Origin of the sequence: Streptomyces sp. NPDC056628, from assembly GCF_042792555.1 — a bacterium.
In the GTDB taxonomy this organism is placed as follows: Bacteria; Actinomycetota; Actinomycetes; order Streptomycetales; family Streptomycetaceae; genus Streptomyces.
On the sequence record NZ_JBHTWG010000031.1, the window covers coordinates 1 to 22,127 of the forward strand.

The window sequence follows — 22,127 nt, forward strand, 5'->3', positions numbered from 1 at the left end:
GCACCCCGCTACGACGTCGGCAAAACCGTCAAACGCCCCGAGACCCTCAAGGCCATCGGCAAGCCCGGAAGATCTTGGTAGATAAAGAACAAGCTAGGGGGGCGGGGCCGACGCCCCGCCCCTCCGCCTCACGCCCCCTTGGGCGCCGCCTGCTGCACGACCTCGAACGACCACAGGGTCGACCCGGCGGCCGCCGGCTTCGGACGCTCGCCGCCCTCCTGGCCGCCCCCCTGGTGGGCGGCCTTCATCGGGCCCTCCATCCACGTCTGGAACGACTCCTCGTCCCGCCAGCGCGTGTACACGAGGTAGGTGTCGGTGCCCTCGACCGGCCGCAGCAGCTCGAACCACTCGAACCCGTCGGAGTTCTCCACGGTGTGCGCCCGCGAGGCGAACCGCTTCTCCAGCGTCTCGCGCTGCTCCGGCGGGACGGTCAACACGTTGATCTTGACGATACTGGGCACAGCACACCTTCCGTCGAACGGGGACCCGGACGAGTCCCTCCCCGGACCATGGGGCGCAGTGTCCTACATCCGGCTGTGAAAGGCCGCCTTCGCCCCGTTCCGGCGCGCTGCGCGGCGCGGCCTCAGCGGGCGGGCGCGACGAACTCCGGCTGGTCGAGCACCCGCAGCCAGCTCCCGTCGGCCTGACGCCTGACCACCTGCGCCCGCGCGCCGGCGCCGTCCTTGGGCGGGGTCGAGGTGAGGGCGACGTCCCCGCAGACCAGGGTCGGCAGCGGCGCCTCCGGCTCGAAGCGGGGCCGGTTCGCCAGCACCTTCTCCCACAGGGCGCGGATCGCCTCACGCCCCACCGTCCGCTCGCCCGGCGGATAGGCCAGTACCGCATCCTCCTCGTAGAGCGCGGCGACCCCGGCCGCGTCCCCGGCGTTGGACCGCTCGACGAACAGACGGGTGATGTCCTCCGGCCGCATGGCCTTCTCGTACTCCGGCACGTTTTCCTCCCTGAGGGCCGAGGTGAAGCTCCTGCGCCTTCCAGCCTGACCGCCCGGCGAGCAGAAATCCAACAGATGGATCTTCTGGGTTCTAGAATCCACAGTCATGGAGCTGAGGCAGCTGGAGTACTTCGTGGCGGTGGCCGACGAGCGGAGCTTCACCCGTGCGGCCGAGCGGGTGCACATCAGCCAGTCCGGGGTCAGCGCCCAGATCCGCCAGCTCGAACGCGAGCTGGGTGCCGAGCTGTTCGACCGCTCGGCCCGCACCGTCACCCTCACCGTCGCCGGGAAGGCCGCCCTGGAACACGCCCGGGCGGCGCTCGCCGCGGCCGGTGCGGTCGGCCAGGCCGTCGGCGAGGTGACCGACCTGATCCGGGGCCGGCTCACCGTCGGCATGGTCATCGGCTGCACGCTGCCACCGCTCTTCGACGCCCTGGCCGCCTTCCACCAGGCGCACCCCGGAGTGGAGCTGTCCCTGCTGGAGGACAGCTCGGAGCGGCTCACGGAAGGGGTGCGGAACGGCACCCTGGACGCGGCGCTGATCGGCGCCGCCGCCGGGACACCCGAAGGGCTGGACGCCCTCACGGTCGTCAGTGAACGGCTCGTCGCGGCGGTGCCGCCCGGGCACCCGCTGGCGCGGCGGCGCCGGGTCGTCCTGAGCGATCTGATGGACCACCCGATCGTGTGCATGCCTCCCGGCACCGGCCTGCGCGCGGTGTTCGACCAGGCGTGCGCGGCGCTGGGTCTGCGGCCCACGATCGCGCTGCAGGCCAGTGCCGCGGACGCCTTGGCCGACCTCGCCGCCCGGGGGCTCGGTGTCGCCGTCCTCAGCGCCTCGATGGCCGCGAGCCACGACGACGTCCTCACCGCCCGCACCCTCGCCGACGTCGAGACCCCGGCGCTGCTCGCCCTGATCTGGCGGCCCGCCCGGAGTCCGGCGGTGCGGGCCTTCCTCGCGCACGCCGGGCGGACGTTCAGCGCGTCCTGACCGTGGTCACCGGGCTCCGGCCCGGCCGGCGCCGGGGGTGGGAGCCTCGGCCCCTGTCGCCCGCCCGGCGAGCCCCGGGATCAGCACCGCCGCCACGGCCGCGTGCATCAGGGCGAGGGACGCGCGGGTGCCGCCGTCCATGCCGTCCCCGGTCAACGGCAGGAAGGACACGGCCAGGACGGCGGTGGCGGCCCCGGTCCAGACGGCACGGGCGCGCCGTACGCCGAACCGTTCCAGCGCGGCCAGCAGCGCCCAGCCGGCGAGCGAGGCGAGCAGCGCGGCGAACGCAACGGGCCCGGCACCGAGGTCGAGGGTCCGGTCCCCGTCGGTGATCCTCAGCCGATGGCCCAGCAGCGGGTCGCAGACCAGCCACACCAGGACGGGAGCGGCGACGGCCGCCCCGCACACCACGGCGCGGCTTCCCCGCGTCCTCACCGGCCCTCACCCGCGAGGGCCCCGTGCAGGAAGACCTCCACCAGCTCACCCGGCGTGAGATCCGGCTCGTCGTCCGTGCGCGGCTGGGTGAACAGCAGGCCGAAGAACAGGGCCGCGATCTGCTCCGGCGGCCGGCGCAGGGTGGCGCGGTCGGGCTCCAGGAGATCCGCGAGGGCCGCGCGGAGGCGGGACGTCGACTCCTGGCGGCCGGCGCCCCGCACGGTACCGGGGTGCTTGCCGCCGCGGTGTCCCAGCGAGCCCATCACGGCGCCCATCCTGGCCAGGTGCGCCTGCAGTGCCTCGGCCGCCTCGGCGAGCCGGTCGGCGAGCGGCTGGGCCATGTCGATCGCGTCGAGTTCGCGGATCGCGTGGTCGGGGGAGAGTGCCTCGGCGACGCAGGACTGGATCAGTTCCTCCTTGTCGGCGAAGACACGGAAGATCGTGCCCTCTCCGATGCCCGCCGCGCGGGCGATCTTCGCGGTCGTCACCGCGGAGCCGTACTCGGCGATCAGCGGGATCGCGGTCCGGACGATCATCTCGCGGCGCTGCTCCGGCGACATGGCGGGCGCGCGGCGACGGGTGGTCGGGCTCTCTTGGGGAGTCATGCGGACAGACTACGGAGTGAGTGCTCACTCCGTCAATGAGTGAGCACTCACTCCGGTCGGGTGGTGTCGGGGAGCAGGTCCCGTGCCCGGCCGGAGCCGGGGCCGGGCACGGGACCCGGATCAGGCGGTGTGCAGGGTCAGGCCGTAGCGGCCCAGGATCTCGTTGACCGGCTGGAACCAGGTCTCGCCGCCGCCGGAGCAGTTGCCCCAGCCGCCCGAGGTGACGCCCTGGGCCTGGTCGCCGCTGATGAAGGAGCCGCCGGAGTCGCCGGGTTCGGCGCAGACGCTGGTCTTCGTCATCTGGCGCACCGCGCCCTGGCTGTAGTTGACCGTCTCGTTCTTCGCCAGCACCGTGCCGCAGTGCCAGTGCGTCGTGGAGCCGGAGCGGCAGACGGAGGCGCCGACGGGTGCTTCGCCCGATCCCCGCACCAGCTGGTCCGGGACGGTGCCCCATCCGAGCACGACCGGCACGGTCCACCAGCCGCTGCCGACGCTGACCCAGGCGTAGTCGTTCTCCGGGAACGAGGAGCCCTGGAAGGTGCCGATGTAGCTGCCGTCCCAGCCCCGGACGCCGGCGCCCGGCTGTCCGCAGTGCCCCGCGGTGATGAAGCCGCCGTGCACCGAGAAGCCTATGGAGCAGCGGACGTTGCCCGTGTAGTACGGGTCGCCGCCGACGGTGCCGGCCGCGAAGGTGGCGGGCGCGGACGCGACCGTACGGACGGTGACCGGACCGGCCGCCCGGGCGCGGGACACGAAGCGGCGGACATCGTTGTCAGCGCGCTCGCCCCGGACGACGTTCACGACCACGGTGCCGGCCGCCGGGTCGACGTGCCAGCTGCTCACCCCGTGGGGGGCGCGCAGGCGGTCGACGCGGGCCTTGGCCGCGTCGAGTTCCCGTGCGGTGTGCTCGACGGTGCGGACGGCGGCGCCGGTCGCCTCGACGCGGCGCACGGTCGCGGGGGAGGCGTCCTCGGTGACGCCGACCGTGAGCCGTTCGCTGCGCGCGTCGAACCACGAGCCGCCGTAGGCGGATCCGGCCGCCTTGCGTGCCTTCGGCGCGACGGCCGTCGCCGTGCGCTCGGCCGCGGGCCGCGCCGCGGCCCGCTCCTTCGACAGGCCGAGGTCGCGCTGCATGGCCCGGAGCAGTCCGTCGGAGGCGGGCGCCGGGCGCGCCGTGGTGGGGGAGTCGTCCGCCGTGGCCTGTCCGGTGCCGGCCGCGGTCCAGCCGCCGAGCACCAGGAGCGCGGAGAGACAGGCATAGGTGAGTCTGCTGCGTCTCAAGGGAGTTGCCCTTCGTCGTTCCAGCAAGGTGGGGGTGGAACAACCGCAATCTGAGAGCGCTCTCATCGGGTCGGGCAGAGCATAGCCAGGGCGGCCTGTCAGGTCCATACCATGTGCAGAAAGCCGTTCCGGCGCGCAGACGGCACCGCGCGCACCCGGAGGTCCGGGGTGCGCGCGGTGCCGTCTGTCCGGTGGGTCAGCCGAGTTGGCCGGTCCTGGCCTCCCGCCACAGGTCGACGCCGCCGTCGGTGGCGTACTTGTCGATCTCGGCCAGCTCCTCGTCCGTGAAGTCGAGGTTCTCCAGCGCGGCCACGTTCTGCTCCAGCTGCTCGGTGCGCGAGGCGCCGATCACCAGCGAGGTCACCCTCGGGTCCCGCAGCGCCCAGGCGAGCGCCATCTGGGCGAGGGTCTGCCCGCGCCTGGCCGCGATGTCGTTGAGCGCGCGCAGCCGGCCCCGCATCTCGTCCGACAGCCAGCCCTGGTCGAACGACTTGCCCTGGGTGGCCCGCGACCCGGCGGGCACGCCCTCCAGATACCGCCCCGTCAGCAGCCCCTGGGCCAGCGCCGTGAACCCGATGACGCCGAAGCCCTCCTGCTCGGCGACGTCCAGCAGCCCCTCCTTCTCGATCCAGCGGTTGAGCATGCTGTACGACGGCTGGTGGATGAGGAGCGGCGTGCCCAGGTCCCGCAGGATGGCGGCCGCCTGCCGGGAGCGCTCGGCGTCGTAGGAGGAGATGCCGACGTACAGGGCCTTGCCCTGGCGGACGGCGGTGTCGAGCGCGCCCATCGTCTCCTCCAGCGGGGTGCTGGGGTCGAGCCGATGGGAGTAGAAGATGTCGACGTAGTCCAGCCCCATCCGCTTCAGGGACTGGTCGAGCGAGGCCAGCATGTACTTCCGGGAGCCGCCGCCCTGGCCGTAAGGGCCGGGCCACATGTCCCAGCCGGCCTTGGTGGAGATCACCAGCTCGTCCCGGTACGGCGCCAGGTCCTGCCGCATCAGCCGGCCGAAGTTGATCTCGGCGGAGCCGTACGGCGGGCCGTAGTTGTTGGCGAGGTCGTGGTGGGTGATGCCCAGGTCGAAGGCGCGCAGCGCGATCTCGCGCTGGGTCTCGAAGGGCTTGTCGTCGCCGAAGTTGTGCCAGTAGCCCAGCGACAGCACGGGCAGGTCGAGTCCTGAGCGCCCGGAGCGCCGGTACAGCATGGTTCCGTCGTAGCGCTCGGGGTCGGCGACGTGGTTCATCGAGTGGTCTCCGCAAGGTGCAGTCGGGGTCGTCCGGTCCTGGTGAGGGACCTGTTCACTGTGCTCCTGCCCGATTCTCGCGTCCAACGCATCCTTTTCATCGCATTCAGCGACGCTGTTTCTGAATGGCCGCTGCCGTCCGCGCTCATCGTCCGCGCGTGGTCGCCGCCGGGACGTCGGACCCCTCCACCCGGACCGCCGGCCGGCCGGGGCCCAGGGCGGACGCGGGCCGGGCGGGCCTGACCGTCCGGGACGCGCCGGGCGGCAGCCACAGGCGGTTGTCGCCGTACGGCGTGGGCAGTATCCGGTCCCCCTTCCCGTCCCCCTTCCCGTCCGGCTTCCCGTCCGGCGGGGACACGTGCTCCGTGGCCGCCAGGTCGTGCCCCGGTTGCGCAGCCTTGCCGTGAGCCCGTACCGCTCACGCTTGCGGTCCGTGCCGGTGGCCTCCACCGAGACCCGAGTCCTGCCGACCTCGTTCAGGGCGCGCCGATGGTCGGGCTCGCGGGAGCGCCCGTACGTCCCCGGGGACACCTTCGCGGCGGGGTTCCTGGCGGGACTCGTGCGGGGCCGGACCATGACGGCCGCCCTGCGTCCGGGGCGTCCGACCGCCGGGTCCGCGCTGCGGGTGACCGGAGACCACGGTCCCCTGCCGGACCGGGAGCGGATGGAGGCGCTGCTCGCTCTCCCGGAGGCGGAGGGCGCCGCACTGCCGGCGCCTCAGGTCTGAGCCGTCGCGCGGGCTCGCCGCGCATCATGGCATTCACCCGCCTATGCTCCATTTGTGTGACGACGATTTTCGAAGAGCTCGTGGCGAAGCAGCGTGCGGCGGAGCAGGCTCACAGCCGCGTGGAGGAACTGCGGGGCATGTACGGTCCACCGACGCAGGTCGGCGGTTGGAGCGCCCGCCAGACCGAGACGTACAACACCGCCCTGCGGGCCTGGCGGGACCTCGCCAGGGACCTGCAGACGGCGGTGGCCGAGTACGCCAGGGCCCAGGGCGCGTCACGGAGCGGCGTCGAGGAGGAGATCCGTAAAGCCGCTCACGCGGAGGCCGGCGGCTCCGGGGCCTAGAGTCGCCCCCGTCAGCCGTCCCGCTGCACCGCCGCGTCGAGCAGCGGCCCGAGTTCCGCGCTCACCGTGGTCAGCGGCCGGACGTCGTGCCGGGCCCGGGCCATGAGGATGGCCCCCTCCAGCGAGCTGATCATGAGCGTGGCGAGCGAGTCGGCTCGCCCGCGCGGGACCCCCATGTCCGTCAGCGCGTCCGCGACCGCTCCCGTCCACCCTTCGAACGCGGCGGTGACCGCCTCCCGCGTGGAGGCGGTGCTCTGGGCGCAGTCCACGGTGGCGGCGGCGACCGGGCAGCCGCCCTCGAAGCCGGCGGCTTCGTATTCCTGCGTCCACTGGCGCACCATCGCCGCGAACAGCGCGCCGGGCGTCGGCTCCGGGAGCGCGGCCAGGAAGCGCGAGACCCGGCGTGCGGCGTAACGCCCGGCCCAGCCCACCGCCTCGTTGACCAGTTGCTCCTTGCCACCCGGGAAGTAGTGCTGGAGCGAGCCGCGCGGCGCCCCGGCGTGGGCGGCGACCTCCCGCATGCCGGCGGCGGCGACCCCGCCGCGCCGTATGAGCTGGGCGGCGCTGAAGACCATCCGTTCGCGTGGCCCTCGTACGGGCGGCACCGTCATCGCCGACCTCCGTCCGTCCCGATCCGGTTCACGGCGCCCATCCTATGACCGGCGTCATACGGTCCCGTTACTATGACGGCTGTCATAGTGGCGGGGTGCGGGCTGGTCCCGGACGCGGCGGAACGGCGGTGCGGTATGGACGTCGGGTTCACCGGCATGGACATTGGATTCATCGGACTGGGGGTCATGGGGCGGCCCATGGCGCTCAACCTGGCCCGGGCGGGGACGCCCCTCGTCGTCTGGAACCGCACCCCCAACCGCTGCGCCCCCCTGCGGGAAGCGGGCGCGCACGTCGCCGAGGGCCCCGCCGAGGTCTTCGCGCGGGCCGGGACGGTGATCCTCATGCTGGCGGACGACACCGCCGTGGACGCCGTCCTCGGGCGCGGCACCCCCGACTTCGCGGCCCGCGTCGGGGAACACACCGTGGTCCACATGGGCACGACCTCGGCCGAGTACTCGGCCGGGCTGCGGGACGCCGTCCGGGCCGCGGGCGGACGCTATGTCGAGGCCCCCGTCTCCGGCTCCCGGATCCCCGCGGAACAGGGTCGGTTGGTGGCGATGCTGGCCGGTGAGAGCGACGCCGTGGCGGCTGTACGGCCCCTGCTCGCGCCGGTGTGCGGCGAGACCTTCGACTGCGGCGACGTCCCCGGCGCCCTGCTGGTGAAGTTCTCGGTCAACCTGTTTCTGATCACCCTGGTCACCGGTCTGACCGAGGCGTTCCACTTCGCCGGCCGGTACGGACTCGACCAGGGCCTGCTGCGCGACGTCCTGGACGCCGGCCCGATGGCCAGCGCCGTCTCCCGCGGCAAGGGCGCCCAACTGGTCGCTCGGGACTTCGGCGTCCAGGCGGCCGCCACCGACGTCCTGAAGAACAACCGCCTCATCGCCGAAGCCGCCCGCAAGGCCGAGGTGGCCACGCCTCTTCTCGACGTCTGCCACGCCCTGTTCGGCGAGACCGTCGCCCAAGGGCACGGCACCGAGGACATGGTGGCCGTCCTGCACGCCCTCGAAGCCCGCACCGGCCTCGCCCCGCACGAGAGCCCCGGCGCCTGACAGCCCCGCCCCGCCGGGCAATGAAGCTCCCGCCCATGAGCCAGGACGGCAGAGACCCCGCGCGACGCGTGGTCGACGGGCGCTTCGAGCTGGGGCCCGCCTCGGCGGGGGCGGAATGGGCACGGGGTGGCGCGCCGGGGACCTGGTACCGCACCGGCTGGTGGCCGTCAGGGAGGTGCGCCCGCCCGACCGGGACCTCGCCGAGTACGACCCCGAGGGCGCGTCGAGGCACGGCCTTCGGCACCCTGGCCGGCGTGGCCGTGTACGTCGCGGACGACCACGGCTTCGGCCACCTCGTGGCCGATCCCCACGGCAAGGTGACCGGCGTCCACCCGGCCCAGGACTGACCCGGACCCATCGGTGACGGAACACCGCGCTTCGGCTTGATAGGCAAGTACTTGCTTGCCTATGGTGGCGGGGTGGCCGACGACCTCTTCAAAGCTCTGGCCGACCCGACCCGCCGGATCATCCTCGACGAGCTGACGGAGCGGTCCGGACAGACACTGTTCGAGATCTGCGGCCGCCTCGCCATGAAACACGGACTCGGCATCACCCGGCAGGGCGTCTCCCAGCACCTCGCCGTGCTGGAGGCCGCGGGTCTCGTCGCGACCAGGCGGGAGGGGCGTTACAAGTTCCACGACCTCGACACGGCCCCGCTGCGGCAGATCACCGAGCGCTGGCCCCTGCCCGACACCTCCGCACCCGAGGAGAACACCTCATGAAGATCCGTCTGACCAGTGTCTTCGTCGACGACCAGGCCGCGGCCCAGCACTTCTACACCGAGATCCTCGGCTTCCGGACGAAGCACGACGTCCCCATGGGCGAGACGGACCGCTGGCTGACCGTCGTCTCGCCCGAGGAGCCCGACGGCACCGAACTCCTGCTGGAGCCCCTCGGCCACCCGGCCGCCCGCACCTACCGCGACGCCCTCGTGCAGGACGGCATCCCGCTCGCCCAGTTCGCCGTGGACGACGTCCGGGCCGAGTACGAGCGGCTGCGTGCCCTCGGCGTCCGCTTCACCCAGGAACCCCTGGAGATGGGGCCCGTCACCACCGCCGTCCTCGACGACACCTGCGGGAACCTCATCCAGATCGCGACACAGCCCCAGTGACCGCCCGGCCCCGGGCGCGGGTCAGGCACCCGGCTCCCGGCACACGGCGAGCCAGTCGACGAGGAGCCGGTTCGTCTCCTCGGGGCGTTCCTGCTGCACCCAGTGGCCGCAGCCGTCGAGCACATGGGAGGAGACGAGCCCCGGCAGCGTGACCGGGAACGCCTCGATGGCGTCGGCCAGCCATGTCGTGGAGGCGTCCAGGGACCCGCCCACGAACAGCGACGGCTGAGTCAGGGGCGCCCCGTCGTACGCGGCCAGGTCCTCCCAGTCGCGGTCCATGTTCCGGTACCGGTTGAGCGCGCCGGTGAAGCCCGTCCGCTCGAACTCCCCGGCGTACACGTCGAGGTCCGCCTCGCCGAGCCAGCCGGGCAGCCGGCCCTCGGGGAACCGGTCCCGCAACGTGCCGCCCGCGCCGACGAAGTGCGGATCGGGGGCACCGGGCCCGGCCATGGTGTCGGCCGACAGCGCCGCGTAGAAGCCGGCGAGCCAGCCCCGTACGGCGGGCTCGATCTCGGCCTCGGCGCGGCCCGGCTCCTGGAAGTACGAGACGTAGAACTCCTCGTCCCCGCCGACACGGGAGAAGACGTCACTGGGACGCGGACCGCCGCGCGGTGTGTACGGCACGGAGAGCAGCCCCACGGCCCGGAAGACGTCCGGCCGCAGCAGCGCGGAGCCGGCGGCGACGGCCGCGCCCCAGTCATGGCCGACGACCACGGCGGACTCCTCCCCGAGCACGCGCACCACCGAGCACGCGCACCACCGCGACGTTGTCGTCGACCAGGTCCAGCATCCGGTACGCCTCCGTCGCGGCCGGCTGGGCGGACCTGCCGTAGCCGCGGACGTCGAGCGCGACGGCCCGGTACCCCGCCGCCGCGAGGGCGGGCAGCTGGTGGCGCCAGGAGTACCAGGACTCCGGGAAGCCGTGCACGAGCAGCACGAGCGGGCCGGTGCCCTGCTCCACCAGGTGGATACGGCCGGCCGGGCCGAGGACCGTGCGATGGATGAGCCGTTCCGAGCCGCCCTGCCGTGCCATGCGCCCTCCTGCGAACGTCGCTTCTTCGCCCGTACGGCCCCCGTGCGGGCCGCCGGATCCCGCCCCTGCGGTCCTGCCGATCCTGCGGAGCACCCCGGCGGCGCGGCCAGCGCGTTTGCCGGTCCGGCAAACTCCCCCCGAGGGCGCACGGCGCCGGAGTTCGCGCTGTCGGACAGCGGGTGACGTGGGAAAATCTCCGCGTGAGCAGTCGGTTCGCCGAGAGGGAGCCCGTGGACCTGGACGCCGTGGCCGACGAGCTGTACGGACTGCGGCCCGAGCAGTTCACCGCCGCCCGCAACGAGCGTGTCGCGGCGGCGCGCTCGGCCGGGAACCGGGCGCTCGCCGACGAGATCGGCCGGCTGCGCCGCCCCAGCCTGTCCGCCTGGGCCAGCAACACCCTGGTCCGCGCCCGACGTGACGAGGTCGAACCCCTCGTCGGGCTCGGCGAGGCCCTGCGGCGGGCCCACCGCGACCTGGACGCGGCGCAGTTGCGCGCCCTCGTCCACCAGCAGCGCCTGCTGATCGGCGCGCTGGCACGGCAGGCCGCCCAACTCGCCGCCGACGCCGGGCACCCGCTCGGCCAGGACGCCCGGCGCGAGGTGCAGGACACCCTTCAGGCGGTCCTCGCCGACGCCGAGGCCGCCCGGCAGTGGGCCTCGGGCCGCCTCGCCAAGCCCTTGACCCCCACGGCAGGGTTCCCCGCCACCAGCGGAGAGGCGCCGCCCCGCCGCCCGGCGAAGCCGGACCGCGCGAAGCGGCCCGCCCCGGCCGAGGCCGGGAAGTCCGCGGCGGAGCAGCGCCGCCGCCGGGAGCTCGCCGAGGCGCGCGAGGCGGCCGAGGAGGCCGACCGGGAACGGGCGGCACGCGCCGCGCAGGCCGGCGAGGCCGCCCAGCGGGCGGAGGAGGCCAAGGAGAAGGCCGCCGAGCTGCGGGACCGGGTGGAGACCCTGTCGAAGGAGCTGAAGGGTGCCGAGGCGGATCTCGCCCGGGCGCGCTCGGACGACCGTACGGCCCGCGAGGAGACGCGGGCGGCCGAGCGCCGCGTCCGCGACGCCGACCGCGCGGCGCAGAAGGCGACCCGGCGGGTGGAGGAGCTGTCGGGCGACGGCTGACGCCCGCACAGGCCCCGCCACCCGTCGTCCGGCCTCGCTCACGAACCCGCCCACTGGCCCGGCTGCTTCGCGCCCGGCGACGCCGACGTCGACTCCTCCTGCTCCTCCTGCTCCTCCTGCTCCTGCGGCGTCACGGCCCGGCCGCCCGGATGGCGCAGGGCGCACAGGAAGGCGGCGTACGGCGACTGGTCGTGCGTCGACAGATCCGTCAACTCGCCCGTCCACAGCGCGAACCCGAGCACACCGTCCATCTTCAGGGCCGGCGCGGGCCCCTGCTTGTCGAGGAACCGGCCGCCCCGCTGCGAGGCGATGGCGAAACCGCGTCACGCGGTTCAGACGACGGCCAGCAGCTCCTCCAGCGGGGCCGGGACACGGTCGGTGTCGAGGGCCTCCACGAGCACCCGGCCGTAGTGGATCTTGCGCCCGCTCGTCGTCCCGAAGAAGCGCCGCAGACGCTGCTGCGCGGTACGGTCCCGCTGGGCCGGCTGCCGCAGGAAGGTCGTCAGGGGACGCAGGTCCCCTTCCGCGCGGACGAGTTCCTCCACGCGCCCGACCCCCAGCGCACGGATCAGCTCGTCCTCCAGGTCCGCCGCGCAGACGAAGAAGCCGGGCGGCGCCGCACCCGCCCGCTGCCAACCGCGGGCGTAGAAGGGGCTTTCGCGCTCGTCGCACAGCCCGGCCAGGCGGAGCCCCAGACCGGACGGCCCGAGCAGTTCGGCGAAGCGGCCGACGCTCATGGCGCCGCCCATCGGCAGGACGCAGACGCCCTCCGCCGCCAGATCCCGCCCTCGGCGCTCGGCCAGCGCGTTGACCGCCGCCGCGTCACTGGGCCCCTCCAGCAGCACCGCCACCCGTACGGGCAGCCGCGTGGCCAGCTCCCGCGCCGGCTCGCCGTCCCCGCCGGCCGCCCACGCGGTCACCGCCTCCCGGAACGCCCCCATGTCACCCATGCCAGGAGTCTGCGCCGCTACCCCGCGCCACGCCAGTGCTTTTCCCCGCCCTCGCACCCCGCTCTCACGCGGCGTTGACAGGTCCGTCTTCTAACCTCGTGCCTGAGGACGCCGAAAGAGGCGTCCGATCGCTGCGAGGAGGCGCGGGTGCGGGGACGGGGCACGCGGTTGTTCGTGGCCGCCATGATCATGGCCTGCGTGGTGCTCGTCGGCCCCAGCGCGCCCAGCGGGGCCGTCTTCGCCAGGACGCTGCCCGTGGACGCGGCCGAGGCCGTCGTCCCGAACCGGGTCATGACGTGGAACCTCTGCAATCCCTGCGGGGTGAGCGACGTCGACCGGGCGGCGGAGATCGCCACGTACGCGCCCCAGGTCATCGCCGTGCAGGAGGCGTGCGACCGGGACGTCGCACGGATCCGGGACTTCCTCGAGGGCTACTACGGCCTCAAGTACCACGTGGCGTACGGGACGGTGCTCGACAGCCTGAGCCGCTGCGGCGGAGTGCCGTGGAGCCCCGGCGGATTCGGGCAGGCGATCCTCTCCGCCGCGCCGATGACGGACGTGGTGCGGCGGGAGTATCCCGACGGCGGCTCGGAGGACCGCGGCTATCTGGCGGTCACCACCCTCGTGGACGGCCACGCGATCCGGGTCTTCAACACCCACCTCGCGCAACGGCGTCAGGAGTCCGTCCGGGCGGAACAGGTCCCCGTGCTCGCCCGCGAGGTCGCCCGCCAGGACCGCGCCATCGTGCTGGGCGACTTCAACGCCGTGCCGGAGGCCCCCGAACTCGGGGCGATGTGGAAGGTGGCCACCGACGTCGACCCCGAGTGCCGTCCCATACCCACCGGGCCGTGCGAGCCGACCACGGACTGGCAGAGCAAGTTCGACTACGTGTTCCTGCGCGGCGTCGACCCGGTCGAGCACGGGGTGCGGCCCACCGTGTACTCCGACCACCATCCGCTGCTCGCCGAGGTGGACGTGCCCTGACGTGGAAATCGTTCGCGTCCGGGCGGGGCGGGCCACTAGCCTCCGTCCGTCCCTGAAGTGGCGTGCCCACAGGGGGACATGGACCGCGGGGCGGCGTACCGGCGAAGGGGCGAGGTATGGAGATCGGCGGCATGAGGACGGACCGGCTCGGACTGCTGCTCGACCAGTTCGACCGCGCCCGGGAGATGGCGGAGGTCCGGCTGACCGGGCTCACCGACGAGGAGTACCTGTGGGAGCCGGTCCCCGGCTGCTGGTCGATCCGCCGCCGGGGCCAGGCGACGACCCCCAGGGCGTTCGGGCCGGGGGAGTGGCTGCTCGACCTGGGTGCCGCCGACATCCCGGCCAGCGAGTACGCCGAGGTCGCCCGGCAGGTCGCCGACGGCATGAGCGTCGAGAAGATCGCCGAGGACTGGAGCGTCTCCGTCGAGCGGGTCGAGGAGGTCCTGGCCCACACCGGCCCCGTGGAGCCCGACCGGACGCCGGTCACCACCATCGCCTGGCGGCTGGGCCATCTGCACTACGGCTTCGCCGGGCACTGGGAGTGGGCCTTCGGCGAACGGCGCCAGGACCCCAAGCGGATGGTCGACTTCACCCCGTCCGCAGCGACGGCGCTGGAGCGGTTCTGGGAGTCGGTCGACCGCTGGCGCCGTGACGTCGGCACGGTGACCCAGGAGCAGCTCGACACGATCGGCTTCTCCCAGTACCCGTACGGCTCCGACCCGGACGAGCCGTACGCGGCCGTGCTCTGGGGAGCCAACCTGGAGTTCATCCACCACATGGCGGAGATAGCCCTGCTCCGCGACCTGTGGCAGGCGGGAACCGCGTGAGCGGGCCGTCCCAGGAGGAGATGGCCAGGAACGCACCCGGTCTCGTGCCGGGCGGCTACGGCGGCCGCGGCCACCGGGCCCGCCCCTACGCGACCGGTTCCCGTTCGTCCGCCGCCACCAGCGACTGGTTGAGCGCCGTCCGGGACAGGGCGACGATCCCCGCCGCGATCAGTGCCACGCCGAGCAGCTGCGGTACGAGCCACCAGCCGGAGCGGACGGTCTCCTCGTACAGGGAGATGCCGAGCGCGAGGCTGACCGCCGCGTCGCCCAGGGTGAGGGCGGGCTGGGAGGCGACCAGAGGGCCGGCCTGCATCGCGTTCTCCAGCAGGAACAGCGCGCACACCCCGGTCACGGCGAAGGCGTACGTCTGCCAGGCGGTCAGGAACGCGACGATCCCCTCCTCGTCGAGGAGGTGCGTGGACGCCTTGAGCAGCGCCGCCGTCATCGCGTAGCTGATCGCGGTGGCGGCCCCCAGACAGGCCGCCCGGGCGGGCCCCCGCGGGCGTCTCAGGGCCATCGCCGTGAGGGCGCCGACCAGGCCCGCACACACGGCGAGCGCGGGGATCCACCGCTCCAGGGGCACCCGGGTGCGGCCGCCGGAGGGCGCGGCGGCGGCGAGCGCGACCGCCAGGCCCGCGACCACCACCGCCACGGCCACCCAGCCCGAGCCCGGCAGCCGCCGCTGCATCAGCAGGGACGCCACGATCAGCGTCAGCGGAAGCTCCAGCACGAACAGCGGCTGCACGATCGTCAACGGCCCGGTCGCCAGCGCGACCGCCTGGCAGACGGCGGCCCCGATCACGGCGAGCATGCCGAACAGCCAGACCGGCCGGCGCAGCAGATCGAGGATCAGCCCGGCCCGCAGCCCCTGCGAGCTGGGCACGGTGAGCGCCGCCTTGCGCTGGAGCACCGTGGCCACGGCGTTGCTCAGGGCGGCACAGACGGCGAAGACGACGGGGAGCACCGTGCCCAGCGTGGCCACCTCCCGAACCGGCCGGGCCGCCCGGCCCCTGACGGCAGGCGGACGGCCCACGGCGGACGGACGGCGTACGACGACCGGCGCGCGCGGACGGCGCGCCGGCTTTCTCCTCCCGCCATCCTCACCCGCCGCGCGGCAGGGGCGCGATCGGAGCGCGCGGCGCCGGGCACCGCGCGCGGCCGTCAGTGCCCGGCGGTCAACTCGCCGCCGAGGCGGTCGTGCGGAGGTGCTCCGGGGCCGTTCAGGCCGGTGATCACCACCGTCCTGCCGCGGCTCGCGTACCTCGTCGTGACGGCGTCCGGGCCACGACCGCGGTGACGTCGGCCGGACGGGCGACGCGCCGGGCGCAGACGACCGTGGCGGAGACGGACCCGGCGACGCCACCGAGGGCGAGGTTGTGCGACGCGACGACGGCTCCCGCGTCCTGGAGCAGCGGGTGCCGGTGAGGTCGCCGACCGGCTTGGCCGTCATCGGCGACTCCGTCAACCCGGGCGCCCCGCATGCGCGCACCCGGCACAGGCCGCACCCTGGTCCCATGGTCAGCGCACAGCCCATCGTCATCTACCCGGCCGCCGAGGACGGCGGCCGGCGCGTCCGTGTGAACGATCAGTTCGTGGGGATGGCCTACGGCCTGCTGGACATCGTCGAGTTCCTGCGCCTCGCGGGCCTGGACGACGTGGACGACGACTGGGTACGGCAGTCCGCGCTGATCGAGTGGCGGGGCGGCGGCCCCGAAGGGTGGCATCCCGCCCGCGACTGACCCGGGTGGCCCCGGCGGTGCGCACCGCCGCGGTGGGTGAGCTCACGGCCGACAGCAGATCCGTGTCGCAGCGCGGGTGAGAGTGGTCGGATGCCGGAGCGCAACCTCGAGTTCGGCAAGTACGGGGCCCAGGGCCTCAAAGGGCACGAGGCGGTGGCCCGCCGGCTCGACGCGCTCGCCGGATTCGTCGCCACGCCGATCACCCAGCGCCGCGGTCTGCTCGCCCGGCCGCACTACCTCACCCGCACCGAGCACGCCCGCCGGGCGCGCGCGGCCGGACCGACCGTCACCGACCGGACGCTGAAGGCGTGGCTGGCGGGCCGGCGCGGTCCGTCGCGCGGGAACCTGGAGAACATCGTGGCGGCGTACCGGTCCGTCCGCCGCCACAACGTCGCCCGCTGCCTGCTCGCCCGCCTGAACCGTGAGGGCCGCGGCACCCGCGTCGAGTTCCACCCGGTGAACCAGTCCCAGGTGGACCGGCCCCGGCAGCGGGTGGTGGAGTACCGGACGCTGAACGTCCGCCACCGGGACCGGATCGTCGAGGCGTGGGCGCGCGACGACGCCGCCGCCCTGGACGAGGCGTGGGTCAACGACGCGACCGTGGACCTCGGTTCCGAATGGGGCCAGTACGAGTACGTGACCGACATCGGCTTCGCCGCCTGACGTCCCGCCCGCCCGGAGCCCCGGAGGAGCGCGCCGCTCAGGCGGCCTCGTGCCGGTCAGCCGGGCACCTTGTCCTCGAAGGTCGTGCCCGCCGCCCGGTAGGCGCTGACCTTGGCGGTGACCTGTGCCGGGGTGAGGACCTGGTCCTTGACGTGCAGGACGTAGTCGACCTGCTCGTCGTAGGAGCGGGGCGTGGTGCTGGTCTGGCCGGCGAGGTCGATGAGCCACTGGTTGAAGTTGATCGACATGGGCCGCTCGGGCAGGTAGGCGGCGTCGTGGGTGCCGAACAGCTGCCCGTCGACGTAGTACTTGATGGAGCTGTCGTCGATGGTCAGCACCAGGTCGTGCCAGCCGGCGAAGCTCGTGCGCGCCTCGCTGTGCTGGTTGACGGCCTGCCAGGGGTCGGGGGCGTACGTCTCCCAGGACGTCGTGTACAGGATGTTGGCGGGCTCGCCCCAGCCGCCGTTGGGCAGATACTCGAAGTCGTACTCCGCGTAGTCGTCGGCCATGGGGGCCTTGAGGTCGTTGATGGTGAAGAACGTCTGCACCAGGCGGTCCCCGTCCGGCCCGGACACGGGAGTGTCGGAGAAACGGACGCGTGCCGCGTAGGTGCCGTTGCGGAACTTCGTCGCCTTGGTGAGGACTTCGGTCTGCTTGGTGCTCTCCGGTGTGCCCGCGGTCGAGGTCCGCAGGTTCATCACGGAGTTGCCGCCCGAGGCGGCGAACGTGACGTTCTCCGGCGCCCAGGTCGCGCCGGGCACGCCGGGGCCGCCCGCGTTGGAGCGCACGTTCCAGCCGTTCGCCGAGATCCGCGGGTCGCCGGACGTGCTGTAGTTGAAGTCGTCGAACAGGCTCTGCCCGCCCGCCGGGGGGTCGGTGGGCGGGTCGGTCGGGGGATCGGTCGGGTCGTCGCCGCCGGGAGAGGTGCCCCATACGGTGCTGCCCGACACCGAGGCGGTGACCTTCGTCCAGTCCGCGTACGAGGTCTGGGAGGCGCCGAAGGAGTAGTCGTCGCTCTGCCGCAGCGTCTGCCAGTCCGCCCGGTGGAAGCGCAGCTGCATGTCCCCGGTGTCGGCGCCCGGGGCGAGCGTGCCCGCCCCGGCGGTGAAGCCGATCTCCAGATAACGGTCGGCGGTGGCCGTCGGGTTGGCCGGTGTCCCGAACGTCCCGGTGATGTGGGCGCACCCCTTCACCGCCCAGGAACAGGCGAAGCGGTAGGCGGTTCCGGCCGCGTCGGCCTTGAAGTAGTAGCGCACCTTGACGGAGCTCAGCGGCAGGCCACCGCTGCCGGTGTTCCTGACCTTCAGCCAGGGCTCCGACTGGTCCGCCGTGGCGCCCGTGGCGCTGGTCCGGTACTGGACGGTCACGCCCGCGGCGGCGGCGCTCGCGGAGCCGGACAGGGCGGTGAGACCGGCGGTGCCGAGGGCGGTGGCCACGGCAGCGGCCAGGGCCACCCGCAGTCTGCTCGGAATGGTTCGGGACGTCATGCTGATTCCTTCCGGACGGGATGTGGGGTTCGTCGTGCTCGGGAAATCAGGGCCGTGCCGTGGGGGTGCGGCTTCAGGGGTGGCGGGGCACGCCGAGCGCGTCCAGGCGCGGGAGGTGCCGGTCGAGACGTGAGCGGAAGTCCCGCCAGGGGGTGGGTCCGCTCCAGGCGCGGTCCGCCAGGGCGCACAACCGGGGGTAGGTGAGGTACTCCAGGCGCGCGGGAGTCGTCGCGTACTCCGTCCACACCTGGGCCTGTGCGCCGAGGACATGGGCGGCGGCCTCCGGGGACGCCCCCTCGGGGACCGGGTCGTGGGCGTGGACGTCCCGGAGCGTGACGACGGCTCCGGGCTGGGCCGGCAGTTCCCGCGCGCCGCCGCGCTGGGGGTGGTCGAGATAGGTGCGGCGGTGGTCGGCGTTGATCACGTCGAGACCGCGCCGCGCGGCGGCGAGGGCGTGCGCGGGGTCGCGCCAGGCCATCACCGTGAAGTGGTCCGGCAGTTCGGCGCCGGTCTCGGCCCAGGTGACCGGGCGGCGCCCGTTGCGGATCAGGAACGCGCCGACGCGGGCGAGGAACCAGCCGTGCAGCGCCTCGGGCCCTTCCAGGCCCGCCTCGCGCACGCGGGCGGCGGCCTCGGGGCTCTCCGTCCACTCGGTGACGGGCACCTCGTCGCCGCCGATGTGGATGCTGGGGGAGGGGAAGACGTCCATGACCTCGTCCAGCACGGTGTGGCAGAAGTCGAACACCTCGTCGTGCACGCCGAGGACGGTGTCGCAGACCCCCCACCTGGTCCACACGTCCAGGGTCCGGCCGGGCCGGTTGCCCAGGTGCGGGTAGGCGGCGAGGGCGGCGCGGGCGTGGCCCGGCATCTCGATCTCGGGCACCACGGTGACGCCACGGGCCGCCGCGAACGCCACGAGGCCCGTGAGTTCGGCCCGGGTGTAGGCGCCGCCGTGCGGCACGTCGTCGTAGGTGTCGCCCTCGACGCCGACCGGGGAGCGGGAACGGTGGCCGCCGATCTCGGTGAGCTTGGGGTACGCGGGCACCGGCATCCGCCAGCCCTGGTCGTCGGTGAGATGCAGATGGAAGACGTTGATCTTGTGCAGGGCGAGCAGGTCGACGGAGCGGCGGAGGTACTCCACCGGCTGGAAGTGCCGGGCCACGTCGAGCATCGCGCCGCGCCAGCGGTGGCAAGGCACGTCGGTGATCTCGGCGCACGGCAGCGACCACCGCACCCCGGCCCGAGGTGCCCCCGACAGGACCTCGCTGGGCAGGAGTTGACGAATCGTCTGGATGCCACGCAGCAGTCCGGTGGGCCGTGCCGCGCGCAGCAGCACCGAGCGGGGCCCCACCGTCAGCCCGTAGCCCTCGTCGCCGAGCCCGGTGAGCGCGGGGTCGAGCGTCAGCACGACGGCCCCGTCCCCGGCGGGAGGCAGCGGGAGTCCTGTGGCGGGGGCGAGCAGTTCGCGCAGCATGCGGGCGGCGGGTTCGGCGCCGTCGCCGGCGCGTACGCCGGTACCGGCGTCCAGGGTGAAGCGGCCGGCGCGGGCGTGGGCCCGGGTGGGGCGGGGGATCAGCGGCAGCGCCGGAGGCGTGGGTGCGGGCACGGATGTCTCCCGTCTCGGTGGACCTGTGCCGAGCGACTTGACCAGTTGGGCCACTGGTTAGGTGACCTCTCACTGGTCGATGAAGGTGGCATAGACCAATTGAGGCGTCAACCCTCCCCGCGCACCCCTTTGTTGACGGGACCGAATCTCGTACGGCCCTGCTTCGGCGGTGACTTGATGGCTACACTACGTCTGACCAGTGGGTGAACTGGTCAGGTGTGCGGGGCGAGCGCGGGTGGGGGCGGCGGCATGAAGGCGGGTGATCCGGGGGCGGTGCTCAAGCGGGAGCGCGTCCGCGACCACATCCTCGGGCTCATGGAGTCGCTGCGTCCGGGCGACGCCGTCCCCTCGGAGCGGACGCTGTGCGCCGCGCTCCAGGTGTCCCGGCCGACCCTGCGCGCCGCCGTGGACGAACTCGTCGCCGCCGGTCTGCTGGTGCGTGAGCACGGGCGCGGCATGTTCGTGGCACCGGAGAAGATCACCCAGGAGCTGGTGCCCGACCGGCGCACCATGGCCGTCCCCCGCGCCTCCGGTGTCTGGACCAGCCGCCTGCTGGAGTTCACCACGATCGCCGCCGGCGCCCGCGTCGGCCGCAAGCTGCGGTTGTCACCCGCCGCCGAGGTCGTCTACGTGGCTCGGCTGCGCCTGGTCGACGGCGCCCCCATGGCCATCGAGCACCTGCACATCCCGGCCGGCCTGGTGCCCGCGCTCACCGAGCGCGAACTGGAGGCGGGCGACCTGTACGAGCATCTGCAGGACCGCCACGGGGTCCGGGTGAGCGAGGCCGTGCAGACCATGGAGCCGACCGTGGTCAGCCAGGCGGAGGCGAAGATCCTCGGCGTCCCCCACCTGTCTCCCGCGCTCCTCTTCGAGCGCCTCACCTACGACACGGACGGCCGGGCCGTCGAGTACGTCCACTCCCTCTACCGGGGCGACCGCTACCGCATCGTCACCCGGCTCACCCTGGGCGTGCCCGCACCCGACGAGCACGCGGCCCCCACGGGACCCATTCCCGGCATCCCGCCCGGCGCCTTCCCGCCGCGCGAGGCCGTCGTCGTCACCGCGCGGGGGGACGTGTACGACGAACGGTGAGGCCGGACCCCGCACGGGCGACAGGACCCCCTCACCCGCACTCTGGACGCGCCCGTCAAGGCCGTCTGGCAGGCCTGGACCATCGCCGACCAGTACGGGCGGTGGGCGGGCGCCGAGCCCGGCTCGGTCGAGATGGACGTCCGGCCGGGCGGGGCGTGGAAGGCCACGATGGTCACCCCCGACGGCAACACGTTCCCCCTCACCGGCTCCTACCTCGACGTCGTCGCCGACCGGCGGCTGGTCGTCGGCATGGACGTGCCCGGACGACCCGACCCGGCCGTGATGACGGTCGAGTTCGAGGCCCGGGACGGCGACCGCACCGACATCGTCGTCCGCCAGACCAGCCCCACCGCCGAGGAGCGCGACATGTCCGAACAGGGCAGCACGATGCTCCTCGACAGCCTCGGTGCCTTCCTGGCCGACGCGGCGAGGAGCTGACAGAACCGCGTGCGCGTGTGAGCCCTGGACGCGCCCCCCTTTCCGGAGATTGTCTTACCGGCGGGGCGGGTGGCCGGAAGCAGCCGTCCGCGGTCCCGATCCGGATCTCGAGAGAGGCAGGGTGGTCACGGTGCTGTTGCGTCTGCCCACGTCTGTGGCCGAAGCGCGGGAGTGTCTGGCGGAGGGGGCGGTGCCGATCGGCGGGGCCACGCTGCTGTGGGCGACCTGGCAACGGGACGGGTTCCCCGAGACGGCCATGTCGCTGCGGCAGGTGCCCGAGGCCAACGTCCTCGAGCGCGACGCCGTCGGAGGCGCCGTGATCCTCGCGAGGATGGACGACCGCGTCCCGGACGTCCTGCGGCTGGCCGCCGTCGGCGTGGGCACCGGGGCGGTCCGCCGCAGCGCGACCGTCGGCGGCAACGTCGTCGGCAGCACCCTGCGCTGTCTGCTCCCCGCGGCCCTCGTCCTGGACGCCCGCGCGACGGTGCTGGAGAGCGACGGGGTCCGTGAGACGGACCTGTCCGAGCTGGTGGCCAAGCGCCCGCTGCTGCTCAGCCTCAGCTGGCGCCCCCCGCTCGCCAGCACGTTCCGGAAACTGGACGGCGCGCCGGGCGGGCGGCCGCCGCTGGTCGTGGCCTCGGCGGTGCACACGGGGGACGACGGCCCGGCCGGCGTGCGGGTGGCCGTCCGCGACGGCTACGAGGTGGTCGGCGCGGAGGCCACCGCGTCGGACGACCCCGGGCAGACCCTGGACGAGCTGCGGGCCACCGCCCTGGACGACCTCCCGGCCCCCGCCTGGGACGTGATCCGCTCGCAGGTCACCGCCCTGACGGCCGGACCGCGTCCCTGAGG

26 protein-coding genes and 2 pseudogenes are annotated in these 22,127 nt (G+C 73.7%); 15 read left to right on the forward strand and 13 right to left on the reverse strand.

What is annotated here, in order from left to right:
- Positions 1–128: 128 nt before the first annotated feature.
- Both ACFRAC_RS28510 and ACFRAC_RS28515 read right to left on the reverse strand, forming a co-directional pair.
- Positions 129–461 carry an antibiotic biosynthesis monooxygenase family protein gene (locus ACFRAC_RS28510; RefSeq protein WP_382933286.1) on the reverse strand — a complete coding sequence of 111 codons (333 nt, stop codon included), beginning with the start codon at positions 459–461 and terminating at the stop codon, positions 129–131.
- 122 nt (positions 462–583) lie between these two features.
- Positions 584–949 carry a YybH family protein gene (locus ACFRAC_RS28515; protein ID WP_382933293.1) on the reverse strand — a complete coding sequence of 122 codons (366 nt, stop codon included), beginning with the start codon at positions 947–949 and terminating at the stop codon, positions 584–586.
- A gap of 106 nt (positions 950–1,055) precedes the next feature.
- Between ACFRAC_RS28515 and ACFRAC_RS28520 the strand changes: the two genes are divergently transcribed.
- The gene (locus tag ACFRAC_RS28520) at positions 1,056–1,937 is read left to right on the forward strand and encodes a LysR family transcriptional regulator (RefSeq protein ID WP_382933303.1); all 882 of its coding nucleotides are present in this window, start codon (positions 1,056–1,058) and stop codon (positions 1,935–1,937) included.
- A 6-nt stretch (positions 1,938–1,943) separates the two neighbouring features.
- On the opposite strand, the gene ACFRAC_RS28525 is transcribed toward ACFRAC_RS28520, so the two are convergent.
- The 4 genes from ACFRAC_RS28525 to mgrA form a co-directional block, all read right to left on the reverse strand.
- Positions 1,944–2,372, reverse strand: coding sequence for a DUF6069 family protein (locus tag ACFRAC_RS28525; protein WP_382933311.1), 429 nt, complete (start codon positions 2,370–2,372; stop codon positions 1,944–1,946).
- Complete coding sequence (locus tag ACFRAC_RS28530; protein WP_382933749.1) at positions 2,369–2,908, reverse strand: TetR/AcrR family transcriptional regulator; 540 nt, start codon at positions 2,906–2,908, stop codon at positions 2,369–2,371. The genes ACFRAC_RS28525 and ACFRAC_RS28530 overlap by 4 nt, the downstream gene beginning before the upstream one ends.
- 189 nt (positions 2,909–3,097) lie before the next feature.
- Positions 3,098–4,258, reverse strand: coding sequence for a S1 family peptidase (locus ACFRAC_RS28535; RefSeq protein WP_382933316.1), 1,161 nt, complete (start codon positions 4,256–4,258; stop codon positions 3,098–3,100).
- Between the two features lie 196 nt (positions 4,259–4,454).
- A complete protein-coding gene (gene mgrA, locus ACFRAC_RS28540; RefSeq protein ID WP_382933319.1) occupies positions 4,455–5,498 on the reverse strand; it encodes an L-glyceraldehyde 3-phosphate reductase in 1,044 nt (347 codons plus the stop codon).
- Positions 5,499–5,931: 433 nt separating this feature from the next.
- Between mgrA and ACFRAC_RS28545 the strand changes: the two genes are divergently transcribed.
- Together ACFRAC_RS28545 and ACFRAC_RS28550 are read left to right on the forward strand one after the other, a co-directional pair.
- Entirely contained in the window at positions 5,932–6,225 is a 294-nt protein-coding gene (locus ACFRAC_RS28545) for a hypothetical protein (protein WP_382933324.1), read from the forward strand.
- A gap of 56 nt (positions 6,226–6,281) precedes the next feature.
- Positions 6,282–6,569, forward strand: coding sequence for a hypothetical protein (locus ACFRAC_RS28550; RefSeq protein WP_382933328.1), 288 nt, complete (start codon positions 6,282–6,284; stop codon positions 6,567–6,569).
- 11 nt (positions 6,570–6,580) lie between these two features.
- On the opposite strand, the gene ACFRAC_RS28555 is transcribed toward ACFRAC_RS28550, so the two are convergent.
- Positions 6,581–7,180: a TetR/AcrR family transcriptional regulator gene (locus ACFRAC_RS28555; protein WP_382933332.1), complete on the reverse strand. Its 600-nt coding sequence runs from the start codon at positions 7,178–7,180 to the stop codon at positions 6,581–6,583.
- A 156-nt stretch (positions 7,181–7,336) separates the two neighbouring features.
- On the opposite strand from ACFRAC_RS28555, the gene ACFRAC_RS28560 reads away from it, so the two are divergent.
- The 4 genes and pseudogenes from ACFRAC_RS28560 to ACFRAC_RS28575 all read left to right on the forward strand — a co-directional run bounded on the left by ACFRAC_RS28560 (position 7,337) and on the right by ACFRAC_RS28575 (position 9,344).
- Positions 7,337–8,233, forward strand: a complete 897-nt coding sequence (locus ACFRAC_RS28560) for an NAD(P)-dependent oxidoreductase (protein ID WP_382933752.1) — start codon at positions 7,337–7,339, stop codon at positions 8,231–8,233.
- 35 nt (positions 8,234–8,268) lie between these two features.
- Positions 8,269–8,456, forward strand: a pseudogene (locus ACFRAC_RS28565) (serine/threonine protein kinase); the annotation flags it as partial.
- 196 nt (positions 8,457–8,652) lie between these two features.
- Positions 8,653–8,955 (forward strand): ArsR/SmtB family transcription factor, encoded by a 303-nt coding sequence (locus ACFRAC_RS28570; protein ID WP_382933337.1) that lies wholly within the window; start codon positions 8,653–8,655, stop codon positions 8,953–8,955.
- Positions 8,952–9,344: a VOC family protein gene (locus ACFRAC_RS28575; protein WP_382933342.1), complete on the forward strand. Its 393-nt coding sequence runs from the start codon at positions 8,952–8,954 to the stop codon at positions 9,342–9,344. The genes ACFRAC_RS28570 and ACFRAC_RS28575 overlap by 4 nt, the downstream gene beginning before the upstream one ends.
- Before the next feature lie 21 nt (positions 9,345–9,365).
- Here the strand turns inward: ACFRAC_RS28575 and ACFRAC_RS28580 are convergent.
- Positions 9,366–10,377 (reverse strand): annotated as a pseudogene (locus ACFRAC_RS28580) (alpha/beta fold hydrolase).
- Positions 10,378–10,577: 200 nt separating this feature from the next.
- Here ACFRAC_RS28580 and ACFRAC_RS28585 point away from each other — a divergent pair.
- Entirely contained in the window at positions 10,578–11,489 is a 912-nt protein-coding gene (locus ACFRAC_RS28585) for a hypothetical protein (RefSeq protein ID WP_382933346.1), read from the forward strand.
- Positions 11,490–11,527: 38 nt separating this feature from the next.
- On the opposite strand, the gene ACFRAC_RS28590 is transcribed toward ACFRAC_RS28585, so the two are convergent.
- On the reverse strand, positions 11,528–11,731 hold the full coding sequence (locus ACFRAC_RS28590; RefSeq protein ID WP_382933349.1) for a hypothetical protein: 204 nt from the start codon (positions 11,729–11,731) through the stop codon (positions 11,528–11,530).
- A gap of 90 nt (positions 11,732–11,821) precedes the next feature.
- Positions 11,822–12,439, reverse strand: coding sequence for a TOPRIM nucleotidyl transferase/hydrolase domain-containing protein (locus tag ACFRAC_RS28595; RefSeq protein WP_382933356.1), 618 nt, complete (start codon positions 12,437–12,439; stop codon positions 11,822–11,824).
- Between the two features lie 183 nt (positions 12,440–12,622).
- Here ACFRAC_RS28595 and ACFRAC_RS28600 point away from each other — a divergent pair, with 183 nt between their 5' ends.
- Both ACFRAC_RS28600 and ACFRAC_RS28605 read left to right on the forward strand, forming a co-directional pair.
- Positions 12,623–13,423, forward strand: a complete 801-nt coding sequence (locus ACFRAC_RS28600) for an endonuclease/exonuclease/phosphatase family protein (RefSeq protein WP_382933756.1) — start codon at positions 12,623–12,625, stop codon at positions 13,421–13,423.
- Positions 13,424–13,539: 116 nt separating this feature from the next.
- On the forward strand, positions 13,540–14,250 hold the full coding sequence (locus ACFRAC_RS28605; RefSeq protein WP_382933360.1) for a DinB family protein: 711 nt from the start codon (positions 13,540–13,542) through the stop codon (positions 14,248–14,250).
- An 85-nt stretch (positions 14,251–14,335) separates the two neighbouring features.
- Here the strand turns inward: ACFRAC_RS28605 and ACFRAC_RS28610 are convergent, their stop codons facing one another.
- Positions 14,336–15,223 (reverse strand): DMT family transporter, encoded by an 888-nt coding sequence (locus tag ACFRAC_RS28610; protein ID WP_382933762.1) that lies wholly within the window; start codon positions 15,221–15,223, stop codon positions 14,336–14,338.
- Between the two features lie 541 nt (positions 15,224–15,764).
- Here ACFRAC_RS28610 and ACFRAC_RS28615 point away from each other — a divergent pair.
- Together ACFRAC_RS28615 and ACFRAC_RS28620 are read left to right on the forward strand one after the other, a co-directional pair.
- Positions 15,765–15,989, forward strand: coding sequence for a hypothetical protein (locus ACFRAC_RS28615; protein ID WP_382933365.1), 225 nt, complete (start codon positions 15,765–15,767; stop codon positions 15,987–15,989).
- Positions 15,990–16,079: 90 nt separating this feature from the next.
- Positions 16,080–16,652 (forward strand): transcriptional regulator, encoded by a 573-nt coding sequence (locus ACFRAC_RS28620; protein WP_382933369.1) that lies wholly within the window; start codon positions 16,080–16,082, stop codon positions 16,650–16,652.
- A gap of 56 nt (positions 16,653–16,708) precedes the next feature.
- On the opposite strand, the gene ACFRAC_RS28625 is transcribed toward ACFRAC_RS28620, so the two are convergent.
- Complete coding sequence (locus ACFRAC_RS28625) at positions 16,709–18,139, reverse strand: cellulose binding domain-containing protein (protein ID WP_382933377.1); 1,431 nt, start codon at positions 18,137–18,139, stop codon at positions 16,709–16,711.
- A 73-nt stretch (positions 18,140–18,212) separates the two neighbouring features.
- The gene (locus ACFRAC_RS28630) at positions 18,213–19,745 is read right to left on the reverse strand and encodes a beta-N-acetylhexosaminidase (protein WP_382933383.1); all 1,533 of its coding nucleotides are present in this window, start codon (positions 19,743–19,745) and stop codon (positions 18,213–18,215) included.
- A 249-nt stretch (positions 19,746–19,994) separates the two neighbouring features.
- On the opposite strand from ACFRAC_RS28630, the gene ACFRAC_RS28635 reads away from it, so the two are divergent.
- From ACFRAC_RS28635 to ACFRAC_RS28645, 3 genes are all read left to right on the forward strand, one after another.
- Entirely contained in the window at positions 19,995–20,837 is an 843-nt protein-coding gene (locus ACFRAC_RS28635) for a GntR family transcriptional regulator (protein ID WP_382933391.1), read from the forward strand.
- Between the two features lie 42 nt (positions 20,838–20,879).
- A complete protein-coding gene (locus ACFRAC_RS28640) occupies positions 20,880–21,275 on the forward strand; it encodes an SRPBCC domain-containing protein (RefSeq protein ID WP_382933766.1) in 396 nt (131 codons plus the stop codon).
- A gap of 130 nt (positions 21,276–21,405) precedes the next feature.
- On the forward strand, positions 21,406–22,125 hold the full coding sequence (locus ACFRAC_RS28645; protein WP_382933397.1) for an FAD binding domain-containing protein: 720 nt from the start codon (positions 21,406–21,408) through the stop codon (positions 22,123–22,125).
- The last annotated feature ends 2 nt before the right edge of the window (positions 22,126–22,127 follow it).